The organism is Vibrio sp. 1580 (genome assembly GCF_033340055.1).
Genome location: NZ_JAWOVT010000012.1, coordinates 48,021 through 74,814, shown reverse-complemented (window position 1 = coordinate 74,814; position 26,794 = coordinate 48,021). Strand labels below are relative to the sequence as shown.

Genomic DNA, 26,794 nt, shown 5'->3' with positions numbered 1-26,794 from the left:
TGATTTGCAAATGAGTTTCATTCATGTCTTCCTTAGTCCATCTTGAGCAGTTATGCGTCGAGTTCGATGGCCGCAGAGTTCTCGATAACATTAGTATGGAATTAGAAAAGGGCAAAATAACTACCCTAATTGGTCCCAATGGAGCGGGAAAATCAACGTTAGTCAAAGTTATCTTAGGTCTTCAAAAGCCGACTAGCGGCAAGTTGAACCGACAAAGAAAACTGAAAATTGGTTACGTTCCTCAAAAGTTGAAGCTCAATGACTCCCTTCCATTGAATGTAAACCGCTTCCTAAATTTAGCAGGAAAATACAGTAAGCAGGAGTGCATTGATGCATTAAGGCTTGTTGGCGCTGAACATTTACTTAATAGTAATATGCATCGCTTATCCGGTGGTGAAAACCAACGAGTGTTACTGGCGCGCGCTCTGCTTCAGCGTCCTCAGCTGTTGGTATTAGACGAACCAGCTCAGGGTGTGGATATCCAAGGTCAAATCGATCTCTATGACTTAATTGAGAGCATTCGTCACCGCTTTGATTGTGGCGTATTTATGGTGTCGCATGACTTACATTTAGTGATGGCGAAAACGGACGATGTTATTTGTCTGCATCACCATGTTTGCTGCTCAGGTTCACCTGCCACTATTACTCAGCACCCTTCTTACATCGCACTATTTGGCAATGCTGCGAGAGAGTCTCTCGCGTTTTATCATCACGACCATGAGCACCATCATCACGATTTATCCGGAACGCCAGTAAACGGTGATGCGACATCATGCTCCCACCATAAACACGGACATCACCATCATGATTGAGTTTCTCCTACCTTCTATTCTTGCTGGTATTGGTATTGCGATCATTGCCGGTCCACTTGGGTCATTTGTCGTTTGGCGTAAAATGGCTTACTTCGGAGATACCCTAGCTCATGCATCGTTAATGGGCCTAGCGCTGGGCTTCTTGCTCAACGTAAATCTCTACCTTGCGCTACTCGTCTGCTGTTTAGCTCTGGCCGTTTTGCTTGTCACTCTGCAAAAGCAACAACTTGTGGCTACAGACACGTTGTTAGGTATCTTGGCACACAGTGCACTCTCTATCGGTTTAGTATCGGTTAGCTTTTTGGAAAACGTGCGCGTCGATTTAATGAGCTACCTATTTGGGGACTTACTTGCCGTCTCTCCACAAGATCTGATGTTTATTTACGCAGGTGTTGTTGCGGTGAGTGCGTGTTTGTACGTCTTCTGGCGCCCACTGCTTTCTAGCACTGTTAGTGAAGAACTTGCCGCTGTTGAGGGCGTGAATACAGACTTAGTTCGATTGGTGTTAATGCTAATGGTGGGTGTAGTAATCGCAGTAGGTATGAAGTTCGTTGGCGCGTTGATCATGACTTCGCTCCTAATTATCCCAGCAGCAACAGCACGTAAAGTCTCTTCATCACCAGAGCAAATGGCATTGTTCGCATCTATTATTGGCTCAGTGGCAGTACTGATGGGGCTTAGCCTATCATGGCACTTCGATACACCGGCCGGCCCTTCTGTAGTGATCAGCGCAACATCCTTATTTATGCTGAGCCAGCTGATTAAAAGCAAAGCATAATCGCATTGAGCATTAAACGCGAAAGACCTTGCTAACAACAAACATAAACCCACGGAAACGGAAAAAGAAAAGCCTGCGAAGTCGCAGGCTTTTTAATACTTATTAAGTAGTGTGGTCGATTACCAACCCGTCACTTCACGTAGACCTTGGCCAATCTCTGCTAGAGATTTCACAGTTTTAACGCCAGCCGCTTCTAGTGCAGCGAACTTGTCTTCAGCAGTACCTTTACCACCAGAGATAATCGCACCAGCATGGCCCATACGCTTACCAGGAGGCGCAGTTACACCAGCAATGTAAGAAACCACTGGCTTCGTTACATTTTCTTTAATGTATGCTGCTGCTTCTTCTTCTGCAGTACCACCGATCTCACCGATCATAACGATCGCTTCTGTCTCAGGGTCTTCTTGGAACAGTTTTAGGATATCAATGAAGTTTGAACCCGGGATTGGGTCACCACCGATACCAACACAAGTAGACTGGCCGAAACCTTCGTCAGTGGTTTGTTTAACTGCTTCGTAAGTTAGAGTACCGCTACGAGATACAATACCTACTTTGCCTTTCTTGTGGATGTGACCAGGCATGATACCGATCTTACACTCATCAGGAGTGATAACGCCCGGACAGTTAGGACCAATCATGCGAACGCCAGTTTCTTCTAGCTTCACTTTCACGTCGATCATATCTGTAGTAGGGATACCTTCAGTAATCGTTACGATTAGCTCGATACCCGCGTCAATCGCTTCTAGGATTGCATCTTTACAGAAAGGAGCTGGTACGTAGATGACTGTCGCTGTTGCACCAGTCGCTTCTACTGCTTCGCGAACTGTGTTGAATACAGGAAGACCTAGGTGAGTTTGGCCGCCTTTACCTGGAGACACACCACCAACCATTTGCGTACCGTATGCGATAGCTTGCTCTGAGTGGAAAGTACCTTGACCACCAGTGAACCCCTGACAGATTACTTTAGTGTCTTTGTTAATTAATACAGACATTATTTAGCCTCCGCAGCAGCAACAACTTTCTGAGCAGCATCAGTTAGCGACTCAGCAGCAATGATATCAACATCAGAATTAGCAAGAACTTCGCGACCTAGGTCAGCGTTAGTACCTTCAAGACGAACAACAACAGGTACGCTTACGCCTACCTCTTTAACCGCACCGATAATACCTTCTGCGATCATGTCACAACGTACAATACCACCAAAGATGTTAACAAGTACCGCTTTCACATTGTCATCAGATAGGATGATCTTGAATGCTTCAGCAACACGCTCTTTCGTCGCGCCGCCACCTACATCTAAGAAGTTAGCTGGTTTGCCGCCGTGTAGGTTTACGATATCCATCGTACCCATTGCTAGGCCTGCACCGTTAACCATACAGCCAACGTTACCGTCTAGTGCTACGTAGTTCAGCTCCCACTGAGCTGCGTGTGCTTCACGCTCATCTTCTTGTGAAGGATCGTGCATTTCACGAAGCTTAGGCTGACGATACAGTGCGTTTGAGTCGATGTTGATCTTACCGTCAAGACATAGCAAGTTGCCTTCGCCAGTAATCACAAGTGGGTTGATCTCTAGCAGAGCAAGATCGTACTGAGAGAACATAGTGCCAAGACCCATAAAGATCTTAACGAATTGTTTGATTTGGTCGCCTTCAAGACCAAGTTTGAACGCTAGCTCACGACCTTGGTAAGCTTGTGGACCTACTAGTGGGTCAATTGCTGCTTTGTGGATGAGTTCTGGCGTTTCTTCCGCAACTTTTTCAATTTCCACACCACCTTCGGTAGAAGCCATGAAAACGATCTTACGGCTAGCACGGTCAACTACCGCACCTAGGTATAGTTCGTTCGCAATATTTGAAGCATCTTCAACAAGGATTTTTGTTACTGGCTGACCGTTAGCGTCAGTTTGGTAAGTCACTAGGTTTTTACCTAACCACTTCTGTGCAAACTCTTTAACGCCTTCTTTTGTATCGTGTAGCTCTACGCCACCCGCTTTACCACGGCCACCAGCGTGAACCTGACATTTAACTACTTTCTTGGCTGTACTAATACGGCCTGCGGCTTCAAAAGCTTCTTGTGGTGTATCACACGCGTAGCCTTCTGGCACAGGCAAACCGAATTCTGCAAACAGCTGTTTGGCTTGGTATTCATGCAAATTCATTTCGATATTCCGTTTGTTTTTCCCTTAAGGGATTTATTATTTCCATAACGCTGCAGTCTTGGCTGCTTGTACGTCTGTAGGGTCTTCTCAAATCAATCCTTCATCATGAGTTCTCATACTGAAGGATTCAAATGAAGGCCAAACGTTGAGCTAGTCTAGCCATTGAAATTTTTAACGTCTAGCTACCTACGATAACTAGACGTTTTAGCGATATTAAACGTCTAATAGGAGACGTGCTGGGTCCTCTAGTAACTCTTTAATCGTTACTAGGAAGCCAACTGATTCACGACCATCAATTAGGCGGTGATCGTAAGATAACGCTAGGTACATCATCGGCAAGATTTCAACTTTGCCATCCACTGCCATCGGACGCTCTTGGATCTTATGCATACCAAGAATCGCTGATTGAGGTGGGTTGATGATTGGTGTAGACATTAGTGAACCGAACACACCACCGTTTGTGATAGTGAAGTTACCGCCCATTAGCTCGTCTACCGTTAGCTTGCCATCACGACCTTTAATAGCCAGCTCTTTGATGCCTTTTTCAACATCAGCGAAACCAAGCTTGTCACAGTCTTTTAGGACAGGTGTAACTAGACCACGTGGAGTTGATACCGCCATGCTAATGTCGAAGTAGTTGTGGTAAACAATGTCATCGCCATCAATCGAAGCATTTACTTCTGGGTAACGCTTAAGCGCTTCTGTTACTGCTTTCACGTAGAAAGACATGAAGCCCAAACGAATACCGTGACGCTCTTCGAACTGATCTTTGTACTGCTTACGAAGGTCCATGATTGGTTTCATGTTCACTTCGTTAAACGTCGTTAGCATTGCCGTGTTGTTCTTCGCTTCTAGCAGACGGTTAGCGACTGTCTTACGAAGGCGAGTCATTGGAACACGCTTCTGACTGCGAGCCGCTGCCGGCACGTCAACCACTGCTGGCGAGTCTTCTTTTGACGCAGATTTAGCGTTCGCAAGATGCGCTTCAATATCTTCACGCGTAATACGACCACCAACACCAGTGCCTTTCACTTGGCTTGCTTCTAAGCCATGTTCAGCCAACAAACGGCGCACTGCTGGGCTTAATGCGTCATTACTTTCTTCGCTAAGCGCAGCTTTGTGACGCTTATCAGGAGATGCTTCAGTACCTTCTGTTTTGTCTGCAGTTGGTTCACCTGCAACTGCGCCTGGCTTCAATTTAGCAATGATTTGTTTAGAAAGTACTGTCGCACCTTCTGCTTCAACAATAGCTTCTAAAACACCAGCTTCCGGAGCTGGAACTTCTAGCACAACTTTGTCTGTTTCGATGTCAACCAAAACCTCGTCACGCTCTACTGCGTCGCCTGGTTGTTTGTGCCATGTCGCTACGGTTGCATCAGCAACTGATTCAGGTAAATCTGGAACCAGAATTTCAATTGTCATATCTGTTTCTTCCTTTAACTTCTAATTCTTAATTCGAAGTTTTTGAGTTCACGTTCAGAGCGTCTTCAACCAACGCTTTTTGTTGTTTCAAGTGCACCGACATGTAGCCAACTGCTGGCGAAGCAGAAGCTGGGCGACCTGCGTATTTAAGATTTGCACCTGCAGGAATAGCGGCACGGAAGTTATGTTGGCTACAGTACCAAGCACCTTGGTTCTGAGGTTCTTCCTGACACCACACGAAGTCTTCAACGTTAGTGTATTGAGCAATTGCTGCTTGTACTTCTTCCATTGGGAATGGGTAAAGCTGTTCAATACGCACGATAGCAACATCGTCTTGCTCGTTGTTACGGCGCTGCTCTAGTAGGTCAAAGTAAACCTTACCAGCACAGAACACGACACGTTTCACTTTGCTTGGTTCTAAATCATCTACTTCTGGAATTGCAGATTGGAATGTACCATCCGCCAAGTCTTCAATCGTTGAAGTACATAGAGGGTGGCGCAGCAAAGATTTCGGCGACATAACAATGAGAGGTCGACGCATTGGGCGTACAACCTGACGACGAATCATGTGGTACACCTGAGCCGGTGTTGAAGGAACCACAACCTGCATATTTTGCTCAGCACAAAGCTGAAGGTAACGCTCTAAACGTGCAGATGAGTGCTCAGGGCCTTGACCTTCATAACCATGAGGTAGAAGCATAGTAAGACCGCACAAACGCGCCCACTTTTGCTCGCCTGACGAGATAAACTGGTCGATAACAACTTGTGCACCGTTGGCAAAATCACCAAACTGTGCTTCCCAGATAGTTAAACCACCTGGTTCGGCTGTTGCGTAACCGTATTCAAACGCCAACACAGCTTCTTCTGACAATACTGAGTCAAAGACTTGGAATGGCCCTTGGTTGTCATGAATATTCGCTAATGGAATGTAAGTGCTTGCATCGGTTTGGTTATGAAGAACCGAGTGACGGTGGAAGAAAGTACCACGACCCGAGTCCTGACCAGAAAGACGAATACGCTTGCCATCGTCAACCAATGTAGCATACGCCAATGTTTCAGCCATACCCCAGTCAATGGCTTTTTCACCGGTCATCATTGCTAGACGATCGTTGTATAGCTTATTAACACGGCTTTGCAGTTTATGGCTTTCTGGGTACTGACACAGACGATTGCCTAGCTCAATAAGGCGTGTCTTGTCGTATTTTGAATCCCACTCCATATCCCATTCGTGCCCTAAGTAAGGGGACCAGTCTACAGAGTGCAACGCCATTGGACGCCATTCTTTAACAACCACTTCACCGCGATCTAATGCATCGCGATACTCATTGACTAACTGAGTCGCTGTCTCGATATCTGATTCATTTTTATCGATCAGAACATCTGCATACAATTTGCGTGGTGTAGGATGCTTTTTGATTTTCTGGTACATCAAAGGCTGAGTCGCATTTGGCTCATCCGCCTCATTGTGGCCGTGGCGACGGTAACATACAAGATCGATCACGACATCGCGCTTGAACTCGTTACGGTAATCCAATGCAATGCGAGTAACAAAAGCAACTGCTTCTGGGTCATCTGCATTTACATGGAAAATTGGCGCCTGCACCATCTTCGCGATATCGGTACAGTACATCGTAGAACGCGTGTCACGAGGATTAGACGTCGTAAAGCCTACTTGGTTGTTGATGACGATACGTACCGTACCACCAACTTGGAACCCACGAGCAAGAGACATGTTGAACGTTTCGGCAACCACACCCTGACCAGCGATTGCAGAATCACCGTGGATGGTGATAGGAAGCACTTTGCTACCTTGATTATCACCCAAGCGATCTTGACGTGCTCGAACTGAGCCCATGACTACTGGGTTTACGATTTCTAGGTGCGACGGGTTAAATGCAAGTGCTAAGTGAACATCACCGCCAGGAGTCGCAAAATCAGCAGAGAAACCTTGGTGATATTTCACATCACCCGTACCCCAAGTTTCGTCGTGTTTACCGGCGAACTCATCAAACAGGTCTTGAGGTTTCTTACCAAGTACGTTCACCAGCATGTTCAAACGACCGCGGTGAGCCATACCGATAACCACTTCACGCATTCCACTTGTACCCGCATGACGGATCAACTCTTTCGTCATCGGAATCAGCGCATCACCACCTTCTAAAGAGAAACGTTTTGCACCTGGGAATTTCGCCCCGAGGTAACGCTCCAAACCTTCAGCGGCTGTTAGCTCTTCTAGGAATGTGCGCTTCTCATCTTTGTTGAATGATGGCTGGCCTACGACAGACTCAAGGCGTTGCTGAATCCAACGCTTTTGCTCTGTGTCAGTCATGTGCATGTATTCAGCACCGATGGAACCGCAATAAGTTTTGTTGAGGGCTTCATAGATATCTTTCAACTTCATGGTTTCTTGCCCAACAGCAAAAGAACCTACGTTGAAAGTTTCTTCGAAGTCATCTTCGGTAAGATTATGAAAAGCAGGGTCTAACTCCGCCACTGTTGGGCGTTGCCATAGACCTAGTGGGTCTAATTCTGCAGCTTCATGCCCGCGGAAACGGTATGCGTTGATTAGCTGTAGAACTTTTACTTGTTTTGCATCGACATCTGGGTCACTAACTTGGACATTGTAATGCTTTGTTTCTCTAGCGAGTCGTCGGAAGTAGTCACGGACACGTGAATGTGGTTGTTCTGCCACTTCTTCTGATGGCTTAGGCAAGCCTTCAAAAACACGTTTCCACTCCTCACTTACCAGATCGGGATCACTTAGATACAGTTCGTAGAGGTCCTCTACATACGTTGCATTGGCGCCAGCCAAGTGTGAAGACTCGAGCCATGCCTTCATCACGCCGTTGTGCATATTTTCCCTTAACCAGTAGTTTTCACGTTTGCTTCGGTCTTTGCCGAGCTATAAGAGCCGACTAAAAATACGGTCGGCAATTTTTGTATTCTTTACTCGAATATTACTGAAGCAGTGAAGCGGTCATATCGGGTGATCCGCAACACTGCGACATTCCTAAGAGCGAGTAAATTAAACCGAACGATTAACCAACATCGACTTAATGTGACCGATGGCTTTCGTCGGATTTAATCCCTTAGGACAAACACTTACACAATTCATGATGCCATGGCAACGAAAAACGCTAAATGCATCATCAAGATCAGACAAACGTTCATCTGTTGCCGTATCGCGGCTATCAATTAGCCAACGGTACGCTGCGAGAAGACCAGCTGGGCCGATGAATTTATCAGGGTTCCACCAGAATGATGGGCAAGACGTTGTACAACATGCACACATGATACATTCGTACAATCCATCTAAATGCGCACGATCATCAGGCGATTGTAGGTTCTCACGTGATGGTGGTAATGCACCATCATCAATCAAGAATGGTTTAACTTTCGCATAGTTATCATAGAACTGCGTCATGTCAACGATAAGATCGCGCACGACAGGTAACCCTGGTAGTGGACGAATAACTATCTTATCGCCTTGTAGAGCAGATAACGGTGTGATACACGCTAGGCCGTTTTTACCATTCATATTCAAACCATCAGAACCACATACCCCTTCACGGCATGAGCGACGGAACGCGATGCTTGGATCTTGCTCTTTTAGCAGAATCAATGCATCAAGCACCATCATGTCTGAGCCTTCGTCTACCTCAAGGGTATACTCTTTCATGTAAGGCTTGGTATCCACATCCGGATTGTAACGGTATAAAGAGAAGTTTAATTTCATAGTCGTATCCTCCCTTTAGTATGTACGTACTTTCGGCGGGAAAGCTTCACGATGCGTTGGCGTCATGTTCACATCACGCTTAGTCATCGCTTCTGTTTCCGGATTGTAGATAGAGTGGCATAGCCAGTTCTCATCATCACGCTCAGGGAAATCGAAACGAGCATGTGCGCCACGACTCTCTGTACGGTAGTTTGCTGCAACGGCAGTTGAAAACGCGGTTTCCATCAGGTTATCAAGTTCTAGACACTCAATACGCTGCGTGTTGAACTCTGAAGACTTGTCCGCTAGATGCGCATCTTTCAAACGTTCGCGAATCACTTTCAACTCTTCTAGACCGGTTGCCATCGCATCGCCTTCACGGAATACCGAGAAGCTGTTTTGCATGCATGCTTGTAGGTCTTTACGAATCTGAACTGGATCTTCACCACCAGTGCTGTTTTCCCAACGCATAGTACGCGATAGAGACGCTTCAATATCAGATTCTGTTGCAGGACGAGCTTCTGCTTGCGCTGCTAGCGTTTCGCCAAGGTGCAAGCCAGTAGCACGACCAAATACGACCAAGTCTAGTAATGAGTTGCCGCCCAGACGGTTAGCTCCGTGTACCGATACAGAAGCAATCTCACCACATGCGTAAAGGCCTTGTACTTCCATCTCGCTACCGTCGGCCTTCTGCTTAATTGCTTGGCCAGAGACTTGAGTAGGTACACCACCCATCATGTAGTGACAAGTTGGAATTACTGGAATTGGCTCTTTCACAGGGTCAACGTGTGCAAATGTACGAGACAGTTCACAGATACCTGGTAGACGTGATTCAAGTACTTCTTTACCAAGGTGATCAAGTTTCAACTTGATATGTGGACCCCAAGGACCATCACAGCCGCGGCCTTCACGGATTTCAATCATCATTGAACGAGCAACCACGTCACGACCAGCGAGGTCTTTCGCGTTTGGTGCGTAGCGCTCCATGAAGCGTTCACCATCTTTATTTAGAAGGTAACCACCTTCACCACGACAACCTTCCGTCACTAGAACACCCGCGCCAGCAATACCTGTTGGGTGGAACTGCCACATTTCCATGTCTTGCATTGGAACGCCTGCGCGAAGTGCCATACCAACGCCATCACCCGTGTTGATGTGCGCGTTAGTGGTCGATGCGTAAATACGACCTGCACCACCTGTAGCTAGAATGGTTGCTTTCGATTTGAAGTAACAGATTTCACCCGTTTCCATACAAATCGCAGTACAACCCATGATTGCGCCGTCTTGGTTTTTCACAAGATCCAAAGCGTACCACTCCGAGAAGATGGTTGTTTTGTGTTTTACGTTTTGCTGGTAAAGCGTGTGAAGAAGTGCGTGGCCAGTACGGTCTGCAGCTGCGGCTGTACGAGCAGCTTGCTCACCACCAAACTCTTTAGATTGACCACCGAATGGACGTTGGTAGATGGTACCGTTATCGAAACGAGAGAATGGCAGACCCATTTTTTCAAGCTCGATAACTGACTCAGGACCATTTTTACACATGTATTCAATCGCGTTCTGGTCACCGATGTAGTCGGAACCTTTAACGGTATCGTACATGTGCCATTGCCAATCGTCTTTGTGCGAGTTACCCAGAGCAACAGTAATGCCACCCTGTGCAGACACAGTATGAGAACGTGTTGGAAATACTTTTGACAACAAAGCACATGATAGGCCTTGTTCTGAAATTTGTAGTGCAGCGCGCATACCTGCACCACCAGCGCCGATTACTACGGCATCAAACTCACGAACTGGAATAGACACTTACGCACCCCACAGAATAAATAGACCAGAGAAGACATAGCCGAATAGCACGGCAATAACACCAAGTTGTAGTGCGCCACGTAGTTTCGCGCACTTAATGTAATCAGTTAATACTTGCCACAAACCAACCCAAGCGTGAATCAGGATCGAGACAAGTGCCAACATGGTGAATACTTTAGTGAAGGTACCACCAAAGAATTGGGTCCAAGATGCGTAAGAGATATCTGAAAATGCACAGAAGCTAATCAGATAAATCGTGTATAGCGTCATAATGATTGCAGTTGCACGAATTAGTAGGAAATCGTGTACACCATTACGACCAAATGAAGATACGTGTTTTACCATACCAAGATCCCCGCCAATAATGATAATACTGCTGTTGCACCAAACGCGACTTTAGCGCTCATCGTGCCTGAATCTAGTTCTTCAAAGTGACCTAGATCCATCAATAAGTGACGGATACCACCTGCGATGTGGTAGGCAAGTGCAGTAAGAATTCCCCACAGGATGAATTTTACGAAGAAGCTATCGACGATGTCAGCGGCTTCCATAAAACCCATTGGGGATGACAGAGAAATGGATAGTAACCACAGTAATATACCCACCGCAACAAACGTAATTACCCCAGACACACGGTGTAGGATGGATGCGATTGCTGTGATAGGAAAGTGGATGGTCTGTAAATCTAAATTAACAGGTCTTGACTTTCTTTCTTTCACGGGCTTGCTCACTCAGCTCCATTGAGCATTTATTGTTATAACCAATTTCAGCTTCCAAACGTACAAAAGTTAACATCTATTTAACAAATATCGCGAGTAACCACTCAGATAATTGTAAACAAGTTGTTAACAAACGGAATCCAGCAACAAACCTCACTCTTTGTTTCTAGCCCCGAATTTATAAGGATTTAACTAAAATTTTCTTTGCCAATATACGGCGAGCAACATTCTAATACAATTGGTGTAACAAATTATGCTACATAGAACAGATTTTTAACGATTTTCATGAGAAAAATCATAACAAGTGCACACAAAGATGGAGAAAAATTGACTTTAAGCTTTAACAACAGTACAAAAATGGCACATAAACATCCTGGACGGATTAAATAATAAACAAAGGAGATTGTTATGGCGGATAAGAAAGCGACCCTTCATGTTGAAGGTCAAGCGCCAATCGAACTGCCAATTATGGACGGTACGCTAGGTACACCTGTAATTGACGTTCGTAAGCTGGGAGCCAATGGTTACTTTACTTTTGACCCAGGTTTTCTTGCCACTGCATCTTGTGAATCATCAATCACGTACATCGATGGCGGCAAAGGTATTCTTTTGCACCGCGGTTTCCCGATTGATCAATTAGCCAATAACGCAGATTACTTAGAAGTATGTTACATCCTTCTTTATGGTGAAGCCCCTACCCGAGAACAATACGAGCAATTCAAAACGACCGTTACTCGTCACACAATGGTACACGAGCAAATCGCAAGCTTTTTCCATGGCTTCAGACGCGATGCTCACCCAATGGCGGTAATGTGTGGTGTAGTTGGAGCACTTGCAGCCTTCTATCACGACTCTCTTGACATTAACAACGACGAACACCGCGAAATTGCAGCGTACCGTCTGCTGTCAAAAATGCCAACACTGGCGGCGATGTGTTACAAATACTCTATCGGTCAGCCATTTATTTACCCTCGTAACGACCTTAGCTACGCTGAGAACTTCTTGCATATGATGTTCGCAAACCCTTGCGAAGAGTATGAAGTAAATCCTGTGGTTGCCCGTGCGATGGATAAGATTTTCACTCTACACGCGGATCACGAACAGAATGCGTCGACATCAACTGTACGCCTAGCTGGCTCTTCTGGTGCGAACCCATTTGCATGTATTGCCGCTGGTATTGCATCCCTTTGGGGACCTGCTCACGGTGGTGCAAACGAAGCCTGCTTGAGAATGCTAGAAGAGATTGGCAGCGTCGATAACATCCCTGAATATGTAGACCGCGCGAAAGACAAAGATGACCCATTCCGCTTAATGGGCTTTGGTCACCGCGTTTACAAGAACTACGACCCACGTGCGACAGTAATGCGCGAAACGTGTCATGAAGTTCTCAAAGAGCTAAACATTCAAGACCCTCTGCTAGACGTTGCAATGGAACTTGAGCGCATTGCACTTTCTGATGAGTACTTCGTGTCTAAGAAGCTGTACCCGAACGTAGACTTCTACTCAGGTATCATTCTTAAAGCGATTGGTATTCCAGTTTCTATGTTTACGGTTATCTTCGCGATTTCTCGTACCATCGGCTGGATTGCTCACTGGAACGAAATGCACAGCGATCCACTGAACCGCATCGGTCGTCCTCGTCAGCTATACACTGGCGAAACACAACGTGAGTTTTCTCCACTTCACGAACGTGAATGATCTTTTAGTACGAAGATAGACAAACAAAAGGGTTGAGATTTTCGTCTCAACCCTTTTTTCTTTTTTGCGTTTAACGTTATTAATGGAGAACGCTAAACCGGATTATCAATATCGATAAACTCCACATGTAGGCCATATTCATCCGCTAGCCATTTGCCTAAGGCCTGAACACCATAACGCTCAGTAGCATGATGACCTGCAGCAAAGTAATGAATGTCCATTTCACGAGCAGTATAAGTGGTGCGCTCTGAAATTTCTCCAGAGATAAATGCATCCAGCCCGTGCTGTACAGCAAGTTCAATGAAATCCTGCCCTCCACCAGTACACCAGCCGACTGTCTCAATCATCTTATCAGTATTCTCTGGAGCGATATGCAGAGGCTCTCTTTCAAGAACTTGGTTGATCTTACTCGCAAATTCAACACCAGACATCGGCTTTTTCAAGCGCCCAAACATAGCAACTGACTGAGGGTGCCCTTCAAGCCCACCTTCTACTTCGATTTCAAGTAAGCGAGCTAATTCAGCGTTGTTGCCTAGCTCTGGATGAATATCTAGAGGAAGGTGATAACCATATAAGTTGATATCATTTTTGATCAGGCTACGAATTCGTTTACCTTTCATGCCACGAATTGGCTCAGGCTCACCTTTCCAAAAATAGCCATGATGAACAAGCAATGCGTCTGCATTAAGCTCAATCGCTTTATCGATTAAGGCTTGAGAGGCGGTTACGCCAGTGATAATACGCTTTACGGCTGGCGTCCCTTCTACCTGTAACCCGTTTGGTGCGTAATCTTTAATTAACTGCGGTGACAGTTTGTCATTAAGAATCTGTTCTAGCTTTAAGTTATTCATTATTACTTCCAATTTCTAGCGCATGTAAACCTAAATAACCTCTCGATGAAATCAGACCGAGAGTGTGCAACCTAGTTGATACAACAACGTTTTGACATCTGGCACCTTGATATCATTTAGGTATTTAAAGTGTATCTCGAACCCTAATATCGATGCTAGCCACCCTACCCTCAAAAGCAAATTTAGTTACAATAACAAAGCTTGTCGCCTCACCATACATTTAGGGATACGGATGAACCAACTGCAACGCTTTTACCAATGGATCGCCACTTCACCTCCGCTTTTCAAGTTACGCCCTCCGTTTGCAACCTTAGAAGATGTCTCGGTCAAACCTTTGAATAGCTCAGAACAATACAATGGTAATCCGAGACTGGGTTTTTTATATCAGCACCTATGCACTGCGGCTCTTTCTAATTCAGAACGATATCAGATTATTGCCGAAGAAATTCAGTTAAACGACGCTGAAGGTAAGACCATTGGTGCTATCGATTTGGTGTTGAGGAATACAGAATCAAATCAGATAGAACATTGGGAAGTGGCGATTAAGTTTTATCTTCTTTACAACGGCATTTGGTATGGCCCGAATGCTCACGACCAGTTACATGCGAAATTGGATAGAATGCTCACGCATCAACTGAAAATGAGCGATCGCCCGGAATTTCAAAAAATAATTCCTTTAAACGACTCTCCAGAAGAGCGCCTAATGATGCAAGGACGACTCTATATTAATCCATTTACTCCAGAGCCAACTCCTAAGGAGTGCTTGGGTTATGAATTAAATCCAAGTCAGATTAGTGGTTACTGGTGCTATCAAAGTCAATGGGATTTAATTAGTAAACCCCTTTATCATTTACATAAACCATGCTGGGCGACCGGTACAGACGATTTCTCTCAACCTATTGAAAAGCCTTTAGATCGATTCATACACGCACAAACGGAAGACGGTCAATTCTGGTTTGTGGTACCAGATTCATGGCCCGGAGATAAAGCTGTTCGGGGCACTTAAACATGAAAGGGTTGATGTTTTCACATCAACCCTTTGCTAGATACATTGACCATTGGATGTTTTACAAACCAGCGGCTGCAAACACTTGATTAACGATCTCTTGTGCTTCTGCTTCGATTTGTTTTAGGTGCTCTTCACCTTTGAAGCTTTCACAGTAAATCTTGTAGATGTCCTCTGTGCCTGATGGACGAGCAGCGAACCAACCGTTAGCTGTCGTTACTTTAAGGCCACCAATCGCAGCACCATTGCCTGGTGCATGCGTTAGACGAGCAGTGATCTCATCACCTGCTAGAGTTTCAGCCGCAACCATTTCTGGTGACAACTTCTTCAATACGTCTTTTTGTGGGCCATTTGCTACAGCTTGAATACGGTTGTACTTCGACTCACCGTGCTTCGCCGCTAGCTCTTCATAGTAATCTTGTGGGTTCTTACCCGTTACCGCAGTGATCTCTGCTGCTAGAAGGCATAGCAAGATGCCATCTTTGTCTGTTGACCAAGGCGTGCCATCTTTACGAAGGAAAGACGCACCAGCACTTTCTTCGCCGCCGAAACCAAACTTACCAGTGTACAGACCGTCTACAAACCATTTGAAACCAACAGGCACTTCACATAGCTCACGACCTAGATCCGCAACAACACGGTCAATCAGCGCACTTGAAACTAGTGTTTTACCAACAGCGACATCTTTACCCCACGCGTCACGATGACGGTACAAGTAGTCAATACAAACGGCTAAGAAGTGGTTCGGGTTCATCAAACCTTTTGGCGTAACGATACCGTGACGGTCGTAGTCAGGATCGTTACCAAATGCTAAATCGTATTCGTCTTTCAGTGCCAATAGACCCGCCATTGCGTAAGGAGAAGAACAGTCCATACGCACAACGCCGTCTTTATCTAGCGACATGAATTGGAAAGAAGGATCGATCGATTCACTTACTAGCGTTAGGTCTAGGTTGTATGCCTGACCAATTTGACGCCAGTAATCGATACCGCTGCCACCCAATGGATCTACACCAATCTTCAGGTTCGCTTTTTGGATTGCTTCCATATCAATAACGTTCACCAGGTCATCGATGTATGGCTTCACCAAGTCCATCTCTACAAACAGATCCGATGCTTTTGCTTCTGCTAGTGGTAGGCGTTTAACACCTTGTAAACCTCCAGCAATCAATTCGTTCGCACGATCTTCGATAGCTTGAGTCAACTCAGCTTCTGCAGGACCACCATGTGTCGGATTGTATTTGATACCGCCGTCTTGTGGTGGGTTATGTGATGGGGTAATAACGATACCGTCTGCTTTTTCATCGTGTTTGATGTTGTAAGTCAGAATCGCGTGTGAAATACCCGGTGTTGGCGTGTAACCGTTGTCTTGTTGGACAATCACTTTCACACCGTTTGCAATCAGTACTTCAATCACACTTGAGAAAGCAGGCTCAGATAGCGCATGCGTGTCTTTACCCACAAACAACGGGCCAGTTGTGCCTTGCTCAGCACGAACTTCTGCTACCGCTTGAGCGATCGCTAAAATGTGGTTTTCGTTAAAAGTGTGCTTGTCTGCAGTACCGCGGTGGCCAGAAGTACCAAATTGAACTTTGTGTTCTGCGTTTGCCGCGTCTGGTTGAAGTAAGAAGTAGTTAGCGACGAGTGCTGGGATATTGTGAAGATCTTCCTGCTGCGCTTTTTGCCCAGCACGAGGGTGCATAGCCATGTTTGACATCCTTTCTTTCAATACAAATAAAATTAAAAAAGCCTCATAATATCCGCTCACTGCGACGCATTATGAGGCTTCTATCAGGTTTCTTAGATTGAACCTGTTACTTTTTCTATTAAGTCAGGTTGGAACCCCATGTGTGCCATAACTTGTTCAACCATCTGTCTTTTACGACTTGTATTGTTATTCGTGATAACCCAAAACGGTGTGCCAGGAATGGCTTTTGGCTTGGTCGTATTACCGTTTGCTAGCAAGGTTTCTTCATTATCTGCAAAGTACACGCGTTTGCGTCCTTTTACATTCGTAGCCTGGGCGAAACCTTCTGGATTCAATTTATGTAAGGTCGATAATACCAACATAAAGCGATCAATCGCTTTTTTTAGACCGGCAAACTCATCAGAAATAAGCAGCGAACGCATTTCTTTCACTACATCAACAGATTCCGTTTTACCCGCATCTTTACTTACTACAATCCCTTGTGGCTTCTCTACTACAGGCGCGGCTTTAGCTTCCTGCAACTGACCATCAAGGTTTAAAAGGCGTCGCAAAATATCCGAGGCGCTTTCACCGATATGCTTAGTTTGACTAGCTATATAACGGTATAGATCCTCATCAACCTCAATTGTTTTCATTCGCTTTTCACATTCTCAATGTTTAAACTCTGGGGGATTATAACGAGATCCACGCGGATACTCCACGTTAAACCCATCACGAATAAGATAAAATGTCAGCATTACTCAACTATAAGCAGGAAGGCCAAGGCCAAACAGTTGTTTTGATTCACGGATTGTTTGGTAGTTTAAGTAATCTGGGTCTACTCGCCCGCGATCTTATTAAAGATCACACGGTGATCAGTATTGATCTGAGAAATCACGGCCTCTCTTTCCACTCCGAAGTCCATAACTATACCGATATGGCAAAAGATGTGGCTCAGCTCCTTCAGCACTTAAACGTTGAGCCATCTATTGTTATTGGTCACTCCATGGGCGGAAAAGTCGCGATGGCTCTTGTGGACATTGCTCCAAATGTAGTCAAGCAGTTAGTCGTTCTCGACATGGCGCCTGTAGCCTACACTACGAACCGTCACGATAATGTTTTTAACGGCTTACATGCTGTTATTAATGAAAAACCAGCAAATCGACAGCAAGCCATGGATATCCTAGCTCAACATATTGAACTCGATGGTGTAAGACAATTTCTCTCTAAATCACTGTACAAAAATGGCGATAAGATGGATTGGCGGTTTAACGTACCGAGCCTTTTTGAGAATTATGACCAAATTATTGGCTGGCAAGAAATCACACCAACAGATATCCCAACTTTATTTATCAAAGGCGGCGACTCTGACTACTTAATGCCAGAACATCAGCCGGCAGTGAAGCGACAATTTAACCATGCTAAAGCACACATTATCGCTGGCACTGGTCACTGGTTACACGCCGAGAAACCGACAGAAGTAATGAGAGTCATTCGAAAATACATTTCGAGTTAACAAATTCGAAAAGCAACACTAGATTATTGAAATAACCCTTCTTGTAGTGCATTAACTTTACCGTTTAACAGTGGTATAGTGCGCCCAAGATTTTTCGGCATGAAGGGCTAAAATGCTTTACGACTATATGGATATGCTCGAGTCTATTGGGCTCGATCTTCTTTTTGCTGCTATCTTTTTTTTCATCGGGATGGCGATAAAAGATGTGCTAAAGCAAGGCAATGTACCTGTTTTTGGTCGTCGTATTGTGTGGTTAGTCCTTTTCCTAGGCTGTGCTGGCTTTATTGCAAAAGGTGTAATTCAGCTAACTTGGGAAGGCTCAGGGTTAGGTTAAACCCTTAGTAGTATCGCCAATAACAAACAATGTAAAGGTATAGACTCTATGGCAAGTGTAGGTATCTTCTTCGGTAGCGACACAGGTAATACTGAAGCCGTTGCAAAGATGATTCAAAAGCAACTAGGTAAACATCTAGTTCACGTTCAAGACATCGCGAAAAGCAGCAAAGAAGACATTGATAACTTCGATCTTCTTCTTCTAGGTATCCCAACTTGGTACTACGGCGAAGCACAATGTGATTGGGATGACTTCTTCCCTGAACTTGAGCAAATCGACTTCTCTACTAAGCTAGTGGCTATCTTTGGCTGTGGCGACCAAGAAGACTACGCAGAATACTTCTGTGACGCGATGGGCACAGTCCGTGATATCGTTGAATCTAAAGGCGGCACAATTCTTGGCCATACCTCGACAGAAGGCTACGAATTTGAAGCGTCTAAAGCACTTGTTGAAGGTGACGAAAGCCAATTCGTAGGTCTATGTATTGATGAAGACCGCCAACCAGAATTGACTGACGAGCGTGTTGAAAGCTGGGTTAAACAGATCTATGAAGAGATGTGTTTAGCTGAGCTAGAAGGCTAATCAAATTGAATGATGCAAAGACCTCCACTTGGAGGTCTTTTTGTATGTATTGTCACACAGCATCGGTAAGTACTTCCTCTTCGCGATACTGAGGTTTCTTTCTTACATAAAGCTTGCGTTGAACCTCTGAAACCACATTCCCCTGTTTATCTTTTACATGAGTAATAAACTCAGGAAAGCACTTTTCTCCATTCCGTGTCATTTGATAAATGTTTTCCAGCATCCCTTCAGTGACCTCAAATTCTGCAAACAAATCACTTTGCCCCGGCTTAATAAAGTTAATGCTTGCCTCTTTATCCCACACATAATATTCCTCTCGTAGAATCCCCATCAGCATCAACGAGTAAATAGGATCAGTTAAAGAGAAAATACTGCCGCCATATTGGGTGCGATTGGCATTTTTATTCCACCAGCGAAGCTTTAAACGTACCTTTACAGTACGGAAGTCTTGAGAAATATGTAAGATTTTAATACCCGCCCCCCAAAAAGGAGGCCAAATATTGAGTGCGAACTTTACAATTCCTGGTTTGTATATCTTCGCTAGTCGCCTATTCATCGCTATTCCTGCCCTCTCCAAGCTTAATGTTACACAATTGTAACTGGTCAGAGCTGTAATATAATGGACCTGTTTCTAATTTACAAAAAGATTCTATTAACCCTTTGAAGTTCGTGGTTTAATGTTCCGAACGCTTATCCTATAATGGTAGGAAGATTGAATTCTGTTAAATCGCTGCAGATGATCCAACGGGAAAGTATATGTCAGATAATAATCAGGCGCTGAAGGATGCGGGTTTAAAAGTAACCCTTCCGAGGCTAAAAATTCTAGAAGTACTTCAGCAGCCAGACTGCCAGCACATCAGTGCTGAAGATTTGTACAAAAAGTTGATTGATCTAGGTGAAGAAATTGGCCTAGCAACTGTTTACCGAGTTCTAAACCAGTTCGACGATGCTGGTATTGTAACTCGTCACCACTTTGAAGGTGGAAAGTCAGTCTTCGAATTATCGACTCAACATCACCACGACCACCTAGTGTGCCTAGACTGTGGTGAGGTAATTGAATTTTCTGACGATCTTATTGAAGAACGTCAAAAAGAGATTGCAGCTAAGTACAATGTCACACTAACAAACCACAGCTTATACTTGTACGGCAAGTGTAGCGATGGTGGTTGTAAAGACAATCCAGATGCACACAAACCGAAAAAATAAGGGTTTGTTAATTTAAAAAGTAAACGTCAGCACATGCTGGCGTTTTTTGTTTCTAGAAGTCAGTACCTTAGACGTCAGTACTTTGGTTACAGAACAAAAGCTACTAAACACCCATCTTTTTTCTCCACAGTTTTGCACATCTATATAGCACTCTGTGGGATTAGGTATAAAAAATGCCAGCGTTTGCTGGCATTTTTTCATCGTTCTCAGCATTAATTGAGATTATTGATTCTCAATTTTTGCCCAGGTATCACGTAGACCAACCGTGCGGTTGAATACTAGATTATCTGCTGAAGAGTCTTTAGAGTCTGCACAGAAGTAACCCATACGTTCAAACTGGTAACCTTTTTCTGCTTCTGCAGAAGCTAGGCTAGGCTCGACGAAGCCATTGATCACAACTAATGATTCAGGGTTGATAGTAGAAGCAAAATCTTCCGCTGCGCCTGGGTTTGGCACCGTAAATAAACGATCGTACAGACGAATTTCCGCTGGAAGAGCTTTATCAGCTGACACCCAATGAATAACGCCTTTCACTTTACGACCATCTGCTGGGTTTTTACCTAGCGTATCTGCATCGTAAGAACAGAAGATCGTTGTGATGTTGCCTTCGGCATCTTTTTCAACGCGCTCAGCTTTGATCACGTAAGCACCACGTAAACGAACTTCTTTACCTAGCACTAAACGCTTGTACTTTTTGTTCGCTTCTTCACGGAAGTCTTCACGCTCAATCCACAATTCACGCGTGAATGGCACTTCACGCACGCCCATTTCAGGTTTATTTGGGTGGTTGGCAACTGTCAAGTTTTCTACTGCGCCTGCTTCAAAGTTTTCGATAACAACTTTAACAGGATCCAGTACAGCCATTGCACGCGGAGCGTTCTCGTTTAGGTCATCACGAATACAAGATTCTAATGAACTAAACTCGATCATATTTTCTTGCTTCGTTACACCAATACGCTTACAAAACTCACGAATAGATGCAGGTGTGAAGCCACGACGACGCAGACCTGAGACAGTCGGCATACGTGGATCATCCCAACCATTAACCAGTTTTTCAGTAACTAGCTGGTTAAGCTTACGCTTAGACATCACTGTGTATTCAAGGTTTAAACGACTGAACTCGTATTGATGTGGACGGCTTTCGATCGTGATGTTGTCTAGAACCCAATCGTACAGACGACGGTTATCCATGAATTCAAGCGTACAAATAGAGTGCGTAATGCCTTCTAATGCATCAGAAATACAGTGCGTAAAGTCGTACATTGGGTAAATGCACCACTTATCACCAGTTTGGTGGTGCGTAGCAAAACGCACACGGTATAAAACTGGATCGCGCATGACCATGAATGAAGAACCCATGTCGATTTTAGCACGAAGACACGCTTTACCTTCTTCAAATTCACCAGCGCGCATTTTTTCAAACAACGCCAGGTTCTCTTCAACAGAACGGTCACGGTATGGACTTGGTTTACCTGGCGCCTTTAGTGTGCCGCGGTATTCACGAATTTGCTCTGGACTTAGCTCATCTACGTACGCTAAGCCTTTGTTAATCAATTCAATTGCATATTCGTAAAGCTTATCGAAGTAGTTTGATGAGTAACATACTTCACCACTCCACTCAAAGCCCAACCAGTTTACATCTTTCTTGATAGACTCAACGTATTCGATGTCTTCTTTTTCAGGGTTTGTATCGTCGAAACGCAGATTACATTGACCCTGGTAGTCCTGAGCAATACCGAAGTTCAAACAGATAGACTTAGCATGACCGATATGCAGGTAGCCATTTGGCTCCGGCGGGAATCGAGTATGCACGCTAGTGTGTTTACCATCCGCTAGATCTTTATCAATGATCTGGCGAATAAAGTTTGATGGACGAGCATCAGCTTCACTCATCTATAGCACCTCAAAAATATTAGTATTGTCAGAGAAAACGGAACCCTGTATCCAAGTATGGTTTCACAGAGTACATTGTTCCTAATGATCCACAATTCTAAGCAATTAGACAACAAGAACTCGCTCTAAAACGACAATATTTATCGAGTTGGCGTGAAAGCAAAGCAGATTCAAAGGGCCTAAACGAAAAAAGGCCTCCTGCGGAGGCCTTTTGCGATGTTGTAGTATCAATTGTTTGCAATACCAATAACAAACAATCGCACCACTATTAAACAGTTAAGCTGGTAACTGAACACCACTTAAGTCTTCATCTTTAGATACATTCTTCATCTCACCAGCAACAATCTCTGCTAGTGGACCAAGGATAACTTGTAGGTTGTTTGTACCTAGCTTCACAACTCCCATAGCTCCAAGATCTTTCAGAGTTTTCTCATTGATAATGCTCATATCTTTCACAGAAAGGCGCAAACGAGTAATACAGGCATCGATAGAACTTAGGTTGTCATGACCGCCAAGTGCTTTCAAGTACTGACGAGCAAGCTCTGAAGAATTGCTTGATCCAGCCACGTTAGATGAAGCTTCTTCATCATCTTCACGTCCCGGTGTTTTAAGGCCAAACTTAACAATCACGGTACGGAACACGAAGTAGTAAACCGCAAAGAAACCAAGACCTTGTACAATGAGCATGTACCAATTTACCGCTAGCGGGTTACGAGTCGACAATACTAAGTCGACTAAACCAGCAGAGAAACCGAAACCTGCAATCCACTGCATTGATGCCGCGATATAAACTGATAGACCAGTCAGCGCTGCGTGAAGAACGTACAGTCCTGGAGCAAGGAACATGAATGCAAATTCAAGTGGTTCTGTTACACCTGTAAAGAATGAAGCAAACGCAGCTGCAATCATGATAGATGCCACTTTCTCTTTATTCTTTGATTTCGCAGTATGGTACATCGCTAGAGCAGCACCTGGTAAACCAAACATCATGATTGGGAAGAAGCCCGCTTGGTACATCCCCGTAACACCTACCGTTGCCGTGCCTTCAGCTAATGATTTCGCACCGCCAAGGAAGTTTGGAATGTCATTAATACCAGCAACATCAAACCAGAACACTGAGTTTAGTGCATGGTGCAGACCAACAGGAATTAGAAGACGGTTGAAGAATGCGTAAACACCTGCACCTGCTTCACCCATACCTTGAATGCTTTCACCAAAACTGACCAGACCGCCGTAAACTGATGGCCAAACGTACATCAGGATGAACGCAATAACGATACCAGCAAAAGACGTTAGGATCGGTACAAGACGCTTGCCAGAGAAAAACGCCAGTGCTTTGTGCAGCTCTACGTGAGAAAAACGGTTGTACAACTCAGCAGAAACAATACCAACCAAGATACCGACGAACTGGTTATTGATTTTACCAAATGCAGCAGGTACTTCACTTGGGTCAATGCCTTGAATTTGTGATACTGCACCAGGGGCCAAAAGCGTTGTGACAACTAAGAAGCCCACGAAACCTGAAAGTGCAGCGGCGCCATCTTTGTCTTTAGACATTCCGTAAGCAACACCAACAGCGAACAATACTGACATATTGTCAATGATCGCTGCACCAGCTTTAATAAGAAATGCAGCAAGTGCACTGTTTGCGCCCCAGCCATTTGGGTCGATCCAGTAGCCAATACCCATGAGTATTGCTGCTGCAGGAAGTGTGGCAACCGGCACCATAAGCGCCTTACCCACCTTCTGGAAGTATCCGAGAATGTTCACCTTAAGTTCCCCCTATAGGATTAGATGTTATGTTGAATGACTTATTTCAGCCGTCCAATTTAGTCATCCTAAGTTTATGATATTAATTTTGCTCCGCAAATTAAAAGCTCACCGTTTGTGATCATAATCACCACAATTTGCCCTTTCGGAAGGTTTTTGCTAGCGAGATCATAAAACTTATTTTATTATACGAAAAAATGGCGTTTTAAAGATAATATTCTCGCACTTTATGCAAGGCAGAATCAGTGTTATTTTGGTATCTAGGCGGGTAAATCACTGTAACTTTGCTCTGAAAAAGAATCATAAAAAACCATACAATTATTACTTTTCAGTTAGTTACTATGACAATAACATCGATAAAACGCGACTTGCTGTATGTGACTCGTTATCTAATTCAGTGATACAAACTAAGTACCCATATGACTGAAGCAGTCTCTACTTAGATAACGATATAGAAATTGAATTCTCATCTATAAGGACTAGCTAACTATGTACGCGCTAAGTAACTGTAAAATTTATACCGGTAGTGATGTTCTTACCGATCATGCGGTCATCATCGAAAACGATCTTATTCAATCTATTGTGCCGGTTTCTGAGCTACCTCAAAGCATCGAAGTAAAAGACCTTGCAGGCGCTAATCTAAGTCCAGGCTTTATCGATCTGCAGTTGAACGGTTGTGGCGGTGTAATGCTAAACGATGCAATTACCCCTGAAACCATGCAAATCATGCACCAGGCAAACCTCAAATCTGGCTGTACTAGCTTCCTGCCAACACTCATTACGTCATCTGATGAAGATATGCGAACTGCAATTGCCGCAGCTCGTGAGTACCACAACAAGTATCAAAATCAATCGCTTGGTTTACACCTCGAAGGTCCTTACCTTAACGTCGCGAAAAAAGGCATCCATAACGTCGATTTTATTCGCCCATCAGACGAAAGCATGATCGACCTTATCTGCGCAAACGCCGATATCGTAGCGAAAGTAACACTAGCACCTGAGCATAACGACCCAGAGCATATTGCGCGATTAAAGGCTGCTGGCATCGTGGTTTCAATTGGCCACACAAATGCAACCTACGCCGAAGCACGTAAAAGCTTTGAAGCAGGCATTACTTTTGCTACACACCTCTTTAATGCAATGACACCAATGGTTGGTCGTGAACCAGGAGTTGTTGGTGCAATTTACGATACTCCTGACGTATATGCTGGCATTATTGCTGATGGTTTTCACGTCGACTACGCAAACATCCGAATTGCTCATAAAATCAAAGGTGAAAAGCTTGTTTTGGTGACGGATGCCACAGCTCCAGCAGGTGCTAACATTGATCACTTTATTTTTGTCGGTAAGAAAGTATATTACCGAGATGGTAAGTGTGTTGATGAAAATGGCACGCTAGGCGGCTCAGCTTTGACAATGATTGAAGCAGTTCAGAATTCAGTTGAGCACGCGGGGATCGCTTTAGACGAAGCTCTACGAATGGCCACGTTATACCCAGCAACAGCAATTGGTGTTGAGGATCGCCTTGGCCGAGTTCGAAAAGGGATGGTTGCAAACCTGACTATTTTCGATCGTGACTTTAAAGTAAAAGCGACGGTTGTTAACGGACAATACGAGCAAAATTAAGCATGAATGGCGGACAGATTGGTAATGTAGATTTAGTAAAACAGCTTAACAGCGCTGCGGTATATAGGCTGATTGATCAGCAAGGTCCTATCTCCCGTATTCAAGTCGCGGACGTGAGTCAGCTCGCGCCTGCTAGTGTTACCAAAATAACCCGCCAACTTTTAGAGCGCGGCCTTATTAAGGAGGTCGCCCAACAAGCTTCAACTGGTGGTCGTCGTGCGATCTCTTTGACTACTGAAGTCAAACCTTTTCATTCGATTGCCGTTCGCTTAGGTCGAGATTACGTACAGTTCAGTTTATACGATTTAGGTGGTACCGCGCTGGCAGAAGATCAGCATGAACTGCACTACACTAACCAAGCAGACTTAATCGCAGGACTTATCGATTTATTAAAAGATTTCGTAAGCCGTTGCGAAGACAAAATTGATCAACTCATCGCTATCGGCATCACTTTACCGGGCCTTGTTAACCCAACAACTGGCGTGGTCGAATACATGCCTAATACCGATATCGATAATCTTGCTCTCGGTGAAATTGTTGGAGAGAAGTTTAATACAGCATGCTTTGTTGGCAACGACGTACGTGGCATGGCGTTGGCTGAGCACTACTTTGGAGCAAGCCAAGACTGCCAGGATTCTATTTTGGTTAGCGTCCACCGCGGTACTGGCGCAGGTATTATCGTTAACGGCCAGGTTTTTCTTGGTTTTAACCGCAACGTCGGTGAAATTGGTCATATCCAAATCGACCCGCTTGGTGAGCAATGCCAATGTGGAAACTTTGGCTGTTTAGAAACCGTAGCTGCAAACCCAGCGATTATTCAACGAGTGAAGCAACTGATTACTCAAGGATACGAATCAAGCTTAACCGACCTTGAAAACATCACAATTGAATCGGTATGTCAGCACGCAATGAATGGTGATGAACTTGCGAAACAGAGTTTAGTGCGAGTGGGCAACCAGCTAGGTAAAGCGATTGCGATTACGGTTAACTTATTTAATCCACAGAAAATTGTAATTGCTGGCGATATTACTGCAGCACAAGATATTGTTTTCCCTGCAATTCAACGCAACGTAGAGAATCAATCTCTTAAAACTTTCCATAACGACCTCCCTATCGTGGCTTCTCACATTGATAAGCAGCCAACGATGGGCGCATTTGCGATGATTAAACGCGCTATGCTAAACGGAGTTTTGTTACAAAAGTTACTGGAAGACTAAG

Annotated in this window: 24 protein-coding genes; 10 read left to right on the top strand and 14 right to left on the bottom strand. The window is 44.6% G+C overall.

Annotated elements, in window-relative coordinates:
- The first annotated feature begins 23 nt into the window (after positions 1-23).
- Together znuC and znuB are read left to right on the top strand one after the other, a co-directional pair.
- Entirely contained in the window at positions 24-812 is a 789-nt protein-coding gene (gene znuC, locus R7093_RS18300; protein WP_213893642.1) for a zinc ABC transporter ATP-binding protein ZnuC, read from the top strand.
- Positions 805-1,590, top strand: a complete 786-nt coding sequence (znuB, locus tag R7093_RS18295; protein WP_005382183.1) for a zinc ABC transporter permease subunit ZnuB — start codon at positions 805-807, stop codon at positions 1,588-1,590. Before znuC ends, znuB begins: the two co-directional genes overlap by 8 nt.
- A gap of 119 nt (positions 1,591-1,709) precedes the next feature.
- Here the strand turns inward: znuB and sucD are convergent, their stop codons facing one another.
- The 8 genes from sucD to sdhC all read right to left on the bottom strand — a co-directional run bounded on the left by sucD (position 1,710) and on the right by sdhC (position 11,419).
- Positions 1,710-2,582, bottom strand: coding sequence for a succinate--CoA ligase subunit alpha (sucD, locus tag R7093_RS18290; protein WP_005382181.1), 873 nt, complete (start codon positions 2,580-2,582; stop codon positions 1,710-1,712).
- Positions 2,582-3,748, bottom strand: coding sequence for an ADP-forming succinate--CoA ligase subunit beta (gene sucC, locus R7093_RS18285; RefSeq protein ID WP_318146771.1), 1,167 nt, complete (start codon positions 3,746-3,748; stop codon positions 2,582-2,584). The genes sucD and sucC overlap by 1 nt, the downstream gene beginning before the upstream one ends.
- 213 nt (positions 3,749-3,961) lie before the next feature.
- Positions 3,962-5,170, bottom strand: coding sequence for a 2-oxoglutarate dehydrogenase complex dihydrolipoyllysine-residue succinyltransferase (gene odhB, locus R7093_RS18280; RefSeq protein WP_005382177.1), 1,209 nt, complete (start codon positions 5,168-5,170; stop codon positions 3,962-3,964).
- Positions 5,171-5,198: 28 nt separating this feature from the next.
- Complete coding sequence (gene sucA, locus R7093_RS18275) at positions 5,199-8,024, bottom strand: 2-oxoglutarate dehydrogenase E1 component (RefSeq protein WP_005382176.1); 2,826 nt, start codon at positions 8,022-8,024, stop codon at positions 5,199-5,201.
- 171 nt (positions 8,025-8,195) lie between these two features.
- A complete protein-coding gene (locus R7093_RS18270; RefSeq protein ID WP_005382174.1) occupies positions 8,196-8,906 on the bottom strand; it encodes a succinate dehydrogenase iron-sulfur subunit in 711 nt (236 codons plus the stop codon).
- Positions 8,907-8,921: 15 nt separating this feature from the next.
- A complete protein-coding gene (gene sdhA / locus R7093_RS18265; RefSeq protein WP_318057852.1) occupies positions 8,922-10,688 on the bottom strand; it encodes a succinate dehydrogenase flavoprotein subunit in 1,767 nt (588 codons plus the stop codon).
- Positions 10,689-11,033 (bottom strand): succinate dehydrogenase, hydrophobic membrane anchor protein, encoded by a 345-nt coding sequence (sdhD, locus tag R7093_RS18260; RefSeq protein WP_005382169.1) that lies wholly within the window; start codon positions 11,031-11,033, stop codon positions 10,689-10,691. It abuts the gene before it with no gap.
- The gene (gene sdhC, locus R7093_RS18255) at positions 11,027-11,419 is read right to left on the bottom strand and encodes a succinate dehydrogenase cytochrome b556 subunit (RefSeq protein ID WP_017634811.1); all 393 of its coding nucleotides are present in this window, start codon (positions 11,417-11,419) and stop codon (positions 11,027-11,029) included. The genes sdhD and sdhC overlap by 7 nt, the downstream gene beginning before the upstream one ends.
- Before the next feature lie 396 nt (positions 11,420-11,815).
- On the opposite strand from sdhC, the gene R7093_RS18250 reads away from it, so the two are divergent.
- Positions 11,816-13,105 carry a citrate synthase gene (locus tag R7093_RS18250; RefSeq protein WP_005382163.1) on the top strand — a complete coding sequence of 430 codons (1,290 nt, stop codon included), beginning with the start codon at positions 11,816-11,818 and terminating at the stop codon, positions 13,103-13,105.
- Between the two features lie 92 nt (positions 13,106-13,197).
- Here R7093_RS18250 and R7093_RS18245 read toward each other — a convergent pair whose 3' ends face one another.
- The gene (locus R7093_RS18245; RefSeq protein WP_025766984.1) at positions 13,198-13,956 is read right to left on the bottom strand and encodes a Nif3-like dinuclear metal center hexameric protein; all 759 of its coding nucleotides are present in this window, start codon (positions 13,954-13,956) and stop codon (positions 13,198-13,200) included.
- A 232-nt stretch (positions 13,957-14,188) separates the two neighbouring features.
- Here R7093_RS18245 and R7093_RS18240 point away from each other — a divergent pair, with 232 nt between their 5' ends.
- On the top strand, positions 14,189-14,962 hold the full coding sequence (locus R7093_RS18240) for a DUF1853 family protein (protein WP_318146770.1): 774 nt from the start codon (positions 14,189-14,191) through the stop codon (positions 14,960-14,962).
- 61 nt (positions 14,963-15,023) lie between these two features.
- Here the strand turns inward: R7093_RS18240 and pgm are convergent, their stop codons facing one another.
- Both pgm and seqA read right to left on the bottom strand, forming a co-directional pair.
- Positions 15,024-16,670: a phosphoglucomutase (alpha-D-glucose-1,6-bisphosphate-dependent) gene (pgm, locus tag R7093_RS18235; RefSeq protein ID WP_065274259.1), complete on the bottom strand. Its 1,647-nt coding sequence runs from the start codon at positions 16,668-16,670 to the stop codon at positions 15,024-15,026.
- Between the two features lie 92 nt (positions 16,671-16,762).
- Complete coding sequence (gene seqA / locus R7093_RS18230; protein WP_005382149.1) at positions 16,763-17,305, bottom strand: replication initiation negative regulator SeqA; 543 nt, start codon at positions 17,303-17,305, stop codon at positions 16,763-16,765.
- Between the two features lie 92 nt (positions 17,306-17,397).
- Between seqA and R7093_RS18225 the strand changes: the two genes are divergently transcribed.
- From R7093_RS18225 to fldA, 3 genes are all read left to right on the top strand, one after another.
- Positions 17,398-18,165, top strand: a complete 768-nt coding sequence (locus tag R7093_RS18225) for an alpha/beta fold hydrolase (RefSeq protein WP_017819953.1) — start codon at positions 17,398-17,400, stop codon at positions 18,163-18,165.
- A 112-nt stretch (positions 18,166-18,277) separates the two neighbouring features.
- Positions 18,278-18,499 (top strand): DUF2788 domain-containing protein, encoded by a 222-nt coding sequence (locus R7093_RS18220; protein WP_005393038.1) that lies wholly within the window; start codon positions 18,278-18,280, stop codon positions 18,497-18,499.
- Positions 18,500-18,547: 48 nt separating this feature from the next.
- Positions 18,548-19,081, top strand: coding sequence for a flavodoxin FldA (gene fldA / locus R7093_RS18215; RefSeq protein WP_005382146.1), 534 nt, complete (start codon positions 18,548-18,550; stop codon positions 19,079-19,081).
- Positions 19,082-19,133: 52 nt separating this feature from the next.
- Here fldA and R7093_RS18210 read toward each other — a convergent pair whose 3' ends face one another.
- The gene (locus R7093_RS18210; RefSeq protein ID WP_005382144.1) at positions 19,134-19,637 is read right to left on the bottom strand and encodes a DUF4442 domain-containing protein; all 504 of its coding nucleotides are present in this window, start codon (positions 19,635-19,637) and stop codon (positions 19,134-19,136) included.
- 200 nt (positions 19,638-19,837) lie between these two features.
- Between R7093_RS18210 and fcrX the strand changes: the two genes are divergently transcribed.
- Positions 19,838-20,287, top strand: coding sequence for a ferric iron uptake transcriptional regulator FcrX (gene fcrX / locus R7093_RS18205; RefSeq protein ID WP_005382141.1), 450 nt, complete (start codon positions 19,838-19,840; stop codon positions 20,285-20,287).
- Positions 20,288-20,509: 222 nt separating this feature from the next.
- Here fcrX and glnS read toward each other — a convergent pair whose 3' ends face one another.
- Positions 20,510-22,180, bottom strand: a complete 1,671-nt coding sequence (glnS, locus tag R7093_RS18200) for a glutamine--tRNA ligase (RefSeq protein WP_005382124.1) — start codon at positions 22,178-22,180, stop codon at positions 20,510-20,512.
- Between the two features lie 276 nt (positions 22,181-22,456).
- On the bottom strand, positions 22,457-23,950 hold the full coding sequence (gene nagE / locus R7093_RS18195; RefSeq protein WP_042523155.1) for an N-acetylglucosamine-specific PTS transporter subunit IIBC: 1,494 nt from the start codon (positions 23,948-23,950) through the stop codon (positions 22,457-22,459).
- A 489-nt stretch (positions 23,951-24,439) separates the two neighbouring features.
- Here nagE and nagA point away from each other — a divergent pair, with 489 nt between their 5' ends.
- A complete protein-coding gene (gene nagA / locus R7093_RS18190; RefSeq protein WP_005384983.1) occupies positions 24,440-25,576 on the top strand; it encodes an N-acetylglucosamine-6-phosphate deacetylase in 1,137 nt (378 codons plus the stop codon).
- A 2-nt stretch (positions 25,577-25,578) separates the two neighbouring features.
- Positions 25,579-26,793 (top strand): DNA-binding transcriptional regulator NagC, encoded by a 1,215-nt coding sequence (gene nagC, locus R7093_RS18185; protein ID WP_017634816.1) that lies wholly within the window; start codon positions 25,579-25,581, stop codon positions 26,791-26,793.
- Position 26,794 lies beyond the last annotated feature (1 nt).

Coding starts and splice junctions, on each gene's coding strand:
- R7093_RS18245 (WP_025766984.1), bottom strand. CDS start 13,956: ATGAATAACTTAAAGCTAGAACAGATTCTTAATGACAAACTGTCACCG.
- nagA (WP_005384983.1), top strand. CDS start 24,440: ATGTACGCGCTAAGTAACTGTAAAATTTATACCGGTAGTGATGTTCTT.
- R7093_RS18225 (WP_017819953.1), top strand. CDS start 17,398: ATGTCAGCATTACTCAACTATAAGCAGGAAGGCCAAGGCCAAACAGTT.
- sucD (WP_005382181.1), bottom strand. CDS start 2,582: ATGTCTGTATTAATTAACAAAGACACTAAAGTAATCTGTCAGGGGTTC.
- sucC (WP_318146771.1), bottom strand. CDS start 3,748: ATGAATTTGCATGAATACCAAGCCAAACAGCTGTTTGCAGAATTCGGT.
- odhB (WP_005382177.1), bottom strand. CDS start 5,170: ATGACAATTGAAATTCTGGTTCCAGATTTACCTGAATCAGTTGCTGAT.
- R7093_RS18220 (WP_005393038.1), top strand. CDS start 18,278: ATGCTTTACGACTATATGGATATGCTCGAGTCTATTGGGCTCGATCTT.
- fldA (WP_005382146.1), top strand. CDS start 18,548: ATGGCAAGTGTAGGTATCTTCTTCGGTAGCGACACAGGTAATACTGAA.
- znuC (WP_213893642.1), top strand. CDS start 24: ATGTCTTCCTTAGTCCATCTTGAGCAGTTATGCGTCGAGTTCGATGGC.
- glnS (WP_005382124.1), bottom strand. CDS start 22,180: ATGAGTGAAGCTGATGCTCGTCCATCAAACTTTATTCGCCAGATCATT.
- R7093_RS18240 (WP_318146770.1), top strand. CDS start 14,189: ATGAACCAACTGCAACGCTTTTACCAATGGATCGCCACTTCACCTCCG.
- R7093_RS18250 (WP_005382163.1), top strand. CDS start 11,816: ATGGCGGATAAGAAAGCGACCCTTCATGTTGAAGGTCAAGCGCCAATC.
- R7093_RS18270 (WP_005382174.1), bottom strand. CDS start 8,906: ATGAAATTAAACTTCTCTTTATACCGTTACAATCCGGATGTGGATACC.
- sucA (WP_005382176.1), bottom strand. CDS start 8,024: ATGCACAACGGCGTGATGAAGGCATGGCTCGAGTCTTCACACTTGGCT.
- fcrX (WP_005382141.1), top strand. CDS start 19,838: ATGTCAGATAATAATCAGGCGCTGAAGGATGCGGGTTTAAAAGTAACC.
- seqA (WP_005382149.1), bottom strand. CDS start 17,305: ATGAAAACAATTGAGGTTGATGAGGATCTATACCGTTATATAGCTAGT.
- pgm (WP_065274259.1), bottom strand. CDS start 16,670: ATGGCTATGCACCCTCGTGCTGGGCAAAAAGCGCAGCAGGAAGATCTT.
- sdhD (WP_005382169.1), bottom strand. CDS start 11,033: ATGGTAAAACACGTATCTTCATTTGGTCGTAATGGTGTACACGATTTC.
- znuB (WP_005382183.1), top strand. CDS start 805: ATGATTGAGTTTCTCCTACCTTCTATTCTTGCTGGTATTGGTATTGCG.
- nagC (WP_017634816.1), top strand. CDS start 25,579: ATGAATGGCGGACAGATTGGTAATGTAGATTTAGTAAAACAGCTTAAC.
- R7093_RS18210 (WP_005382144.1), bottom strand. CDS start 19,637: ATGAATAGGCGACTAGCGAAGATATACAAACCAGGAATTGTAAAGTTC.